The organism is Gelidibacter sp. (genome assembly GCF_035515035.1).
Taxonomy (GTDB): domain Bacteria; phylum Bacteroidota; class Bacteroidia; order Flavobacteriales; family Flavobacteriaceae; genus Gelidibacter.
Map to the genome: position 1 here is coordinate 1 of NZ_DATJCA010000089.1, position 4,430 is coordinate 4,430.

The 4,430-nt window shown below is 37.9% G+C and carries 7 protein-coding genes; all 7 read right to left on the minus strand.

Annotated elements, in window-relative coordinates:
- Positions 1–111, minus strand: a 111-nt coding sequence (locus VLZ86_RS06825) for a lipid-A-disaccharide synthase N-terminal domain-containing protein (RefSeq protein ID WP_325449890.1), incomplete at its 3' end; no start/stop codon positions are given.
- Positions 108–821 carry a glycosyltransferase gene (locus tag VLZ86_RS06830; RefSeq protein ID WP_325449884.1) on the minus strand — a complete coding sequence of 238 codons (714 nt, stop codon included), beginning with the start codon at positions 819–821 and terminating at the stop codon, positions 108–110. The genes VLZ86_RS06825 and VLZ86_RS06830, both read right to left, overlap by 4 nt.
- A 6-nt stretch (positions 822–827) precedes the next feature.
- Complete coding sequence (locus tag VLZ86_RS06835) at positions 828–1,082, minus strand: hypothetical protein (protein WP_325449885.1); 255 nt, start codon at positions 1,080–1,082, stop codon at positions 828–830.
- Positions 1,079–1,669, minus strand: coding sequence for an HD domain-containing protein (locus tag VLZ86_RS06840; RefSeq protein WP_325449886.1), 591 nt, complete (start codon positions 1,667–1,669; stop codon positions 1,079–1,081). Before VLZ86_RS06840 ends, VLZ86_RS06835 begins: the two co-directional genes overlap by 4 nt.
- Positions 1,650–2,138 (minus strand): hypothetical protein, encoded by a 489-nt coding sequence (locus tag VLZ86_RS06845; protein ID WP_325449887.1) that lies wholly within the window; start codon positions 2,136–2,138, stop codon positions 1,650–1,652. The genes VLZ86_RS06840 and VLZ86_RS06845 overlap by 20 nt, the downstream gene beginning before the upstream one ends.
- Before the next feature lie 78 nt (positions 2,139–2,216).
- Positions 2,217–3,383: an efflux RND transporter periplasmic adaptor subunit gene (locus tag VLZ86_RS06850; protein ID WP_325449888.1), complete on the minus strand. Its 1,167-nt coding sequence runs from the start codon at positions 3,381–3,383 to the stop codon at positions 2,217–2,219.
- Between the two features lie 2 nt (positions 3,384–3,385).
- The coding region (locus VLZ86_RS06855) for a TolC family protein (RefSeq protein ID WP_325449889.1) at positions 3,386–4,430 on the minus strand (1,045 nt) is incomplete at its 5' end.

Genomic DNA, 4,430 nt, shown 5'->3' on the forward strand with positions numbered 1-4,430 from the left:
AGGTGCCAATACTTTCTTTTTTTTTTCTGAAACAATCCATTGTAATATAGAACGACTCGAAAACAAAAATTGCGCACAAAAACCAATGCTATATATAAGCCAATGACTCATCCTCTACTTGAAATTTGGTAGTTGATATACCTTTTTTTCATCCATAAATATGCGAAGCAATCTACTAATGGTCCAATAATTCGATTCCAAAGTCCAAATTTTGTTTCTCCTGAGATTCTTGGAAAGTGTCTAATGGGAGTTTGTTTCACTGTTCCATTTTGCAATAGTACCATAGCAGGTAAAAAACGATGCAGTCCCTTAAACATAGGCATGCGCTTTGCATACTCTGAATTTATTATTTTGAGTGGACAGCCAGTATCGTCCATACCGTCACGAGTAAATGCATGACGAATAGCATTCGCTATTTTAGAAGAAATTTTCTTTACAATGCTATCCTTTCTATCAATTCTTACACCAGTGACTAACTGATAGTCATCTATAAATGGAAGTAAGAGGTTAAAGTCCATCGGACTCGTTTGTAAATCTGCATCTATATAAGCAATAAGAGAACTTTTAGCAAAATCAAAACCAGCTTTAATTGCAGCACTCAAGCCATAATTTTTATCGAAATCAATATAGTTGAAGCTTGATTTATCAATGCATAGTTGCTTAATGATCTTCAAACTATCATCTGTAGAACCATCATTTACAAATAGTACGGTCGATTTAATTTCTGATTGACCGATAAATTCCTGCAATTCTTTACCAAGGCGGACGAGGTTGTCTTTTTCATTATACACCGGCACTACAATGGTCATTGAATGTCTCATAAAGTTTTATAAATGGTTTAAGCAGATAAGTCTTTTGGGCATTGCCAAAAAATACAAGGAACCGATAAGGGCAAAAAAAGAAACGGTACCAATATCGTAAAAGAGCCCAATCATAAATACAGTGGCCAAGGCAACAATACCGTGGTCTATTTCTGTAAAATTCCAAATGAGAAAAATGACGCTCCATAAAATGGAAATTCCGAGGAACAAAAGGACAAAGCCTTTTAATAATAAAAACCGTTTTGGAAATGTTATTTTCATCGTATCAATTGTTTTAGTTTGTTTAAATTTTCCTGCTTTCCTTTTTCCAAAATCTCTTTCCCATAAGCAGTCTTGAATTGGTGCTCCTCCAAAAATTTAATATTGAGCACTAGCCATGCTTCATCTGTCATTACAATGTCTCGAAACAGTTCCCATTCCTTTCGCAAGAGCATATTCCTATACAAAAAATTTGAAGTGCCCAAGTGGAACAAATCGGCATCACAGAGTATTTCCTCATAAATGTCATGGGGATTCTGGGGCATTTTTGTAGCGTCTATGCAAGAGAGGACCCTCTCTATTTCCCTCTTAGTACAATTTGCCTTCTCCATAAACTGCGCGGCAAGTCTTTTGCTCACTTCCTCATGACCTTCATAATTTTCCGAGAAGCCGGTATCGTGAAAGCAGGCTGCAATAACTATTAAATCTACCTCTTCCGTTTTTATTCCCATGACATCTGAAATCAAATAGGTCTTTTCGATGACCTCTTGGGTATGCGTAAAATTGTGAAAAGGCAAATTCTTGCATTTGTCACTATGAAGTATGTCTGAACAATACCTCGTAATGCTTTTAATCTTCATCGCTGTCATGGTTCGATTCTAATTGAATGATATTGTCATTGTTTCTAATTTCAGAATGGACTATTTCACCCCCACTTGCACCTACAAATTTGGACATAACAATACTGCTTATAGACAGCAGCAGCAAAACGATAAAGCCGTATTTAACGAAAGCGGGTTTTTTGTAGTGAATAAACATGGTCACTAGGGAAGCACCCCCTAAAACCAACATCATTGTATAAAAAAGTTCTGCTTGTTCTTCGTGCGTATGGATAAGAGTTTCACTCACTCCTGGTAAATTCTCTACAATATCCTTCGCTGCTTCCCCTGTATAAAAAGCAGCAATGACCGCTAGGGCACTAAAAATAAAAATACCCAGTGCCGTTGTCTTTACCTGCGGGCTCTTTGTGATATAGCCTGCAAGTAAGACTAAAAACCCGATCGATACTCCCACAATGGGAAGATGGGTTACTACTAAATGAAAATGTACATCGTTCATAATTGCTCTATTTTAAATGTCAAATTAATTTATCTGGCAATACTATTATAACCGCACCTATTCCGAATAGGGCACGACTTACTCTGTTATTAAATTAAAGGCTCCTTTGGTCAAAAACTCCGTATCTGGTGCAAAATCACTTGCATTGAGTATTTGGGTAAACCCATTGTTCGTAGCTCCTATTTTGACCAACACCCTTTTAAAATTTGTGTTATCTTCTTTCACAAGCACGAAAAAGTCATTGTCAATGTTCGCGACCGCTTCTGATGGCAATGCAGGATGTTCCGCAGTTGTGGTTAGGATTTCAGCTTCAATGTACATTCCGGGAGCAAAAAGTTTTACTTCTTCTTCATTTACCAGATCCCCATGAATATTTACGGCCCTATCCTGGGCGTTAATTGACTTGTTGACTAAATGAACTTTACCTATATATACTTTGTTCTTGCTATTTTGCAATCTCACATTGATTTGCTGACCTACTTTTACCATAGGAAGGTCATTTTCAAAAATCTTCAATTCTATGTGAAGGTCGTCTGTATTGGTAACGGTTACGGCAATATCCGAAGGGTTTAGGTACATTCCTTTACCCACATTTACTGAAGTTGCATAACCCGACAATGGCGAATTCACACTAATTACGGACCTAATGTTTTCGCCCGTTAAGGTATTTGGATCAATGTTCATAAGGCTCAACCTCTTTTTAAGGGATTGGTATTGTGCCAAAGTCACGGTATATTCTGATTCTGCCTTTAAAAAAACCTTTTTTGAAGACACATTATCGGCCATCAGCTCTTTCTGGCGTTCATAATCCGATTTCAAATAGCTCAAACGTCCTTGGGCTTCCAGAAAATCTTGTTGTGCCTGGACATATTCCGGATTTTCAATGGTGAATAATACCTCACCTTTTTTAACTGCATGCCCCGGCAATAGACTGATGTCCTTTACGTAGCCAGCAAAGTAGGCACTAACATCTGATTGGTTCTGTGGCGGCACCGCGAACGTGCCGTTGGCTTTCACAACAGTATTAAACACCTGCATCGATATTTTGCCCAATTCCATATTACCGGATATGAACTGATTTTCGGTTATGGTAATTACTTCTTGGTCTGTATTCTCTATTATGGCTTCTGTATTGGCCGCATCTGATTTTCCTTTTGAATTACAGGAAGCCAGCGTTAACGTTAGCAATAGAAGAATGCTTGCTAAGATTTTCAAATTGGTAATATTGTTGACTGTATTTTTCATCGTTAATTGATTAAATAGTTTAATTCTAAAACTGTAGCGTTATACGCGTTCAGGTTTTGTAAATAGGTAATTTGAATGTTTTTGGCACTTTCCAATAGCTGCACATACTGCAGGAAATCTATCTCACCGTTTTGAAATGATTTTGATGCACTCGTCGTTAGTTCTTTTGCAAGTTTCCCACCTGTGGTTTCATAATAATCAACGCCTTCCTGAAATTTGTTTAAATCGGATAACAGACCTTGATACCTTGATTCCAGCTGCATCTTATAATTTTCAGATTCATCGGCCATGATCATAGTTTCTGTTTTTGCGGCATTGATTTTTGCTTTGTTCGCCCCAAACCATAAAGGAATCGACACGCCCGCTTGAAATCCATTATATCGCTTTGCATCCAATCCATTGTTAGTGCCTTGAAATACAGATATATGCAATTCGGGAAGCAATCTTTGCCTTTCCAAAGAGAGGGAGACTTTGCTCAATTCCTGAGCGGAACCATAATAAAGAATCCCGGGATGGTCACTAAAATTAGGTGGTTGCAATTCCAGTCTGGGTAATCGGTTCTCCTCTATGGTAACCAATGAATCCGTCTGCATCCATTGATGAAGCATCGTAAACGCCTTTGCTACGTCTTCTTTTGTCTGTGCAAGCGAAATAGATATTTCTTTTTGTTTGGTCTCTGCCGTTAGTTTTTCCAATAAATTAGTTTCGCCCACATCATATCGTTTGCTGGCAGCCCTAGAAAATTGTCCGTAAAGACTGTCCAGAAAAGTGTATTGCTGCACCAGGCTGTTATAGTAAACCACATTGTAATAGGCTTTGTAAACCTCTTTGGTCAAGATTCTTTCGTTTAGCCGGTACTGTTGGGTAGATAACTCAACTTTTTGTTTTTCCACCTTTCGTTGCGCACCATAGATCGTTGGAAATTGTAAGGTTTGGATAATTCCATAAACATCCAATGGAAGCCCGTTTTCGGCAATGTTATTTTCGTCATAATTATAATATACCTGGGTTTTGTCCAAATTAAAGGCGCTTCCTACCAACTGTTTG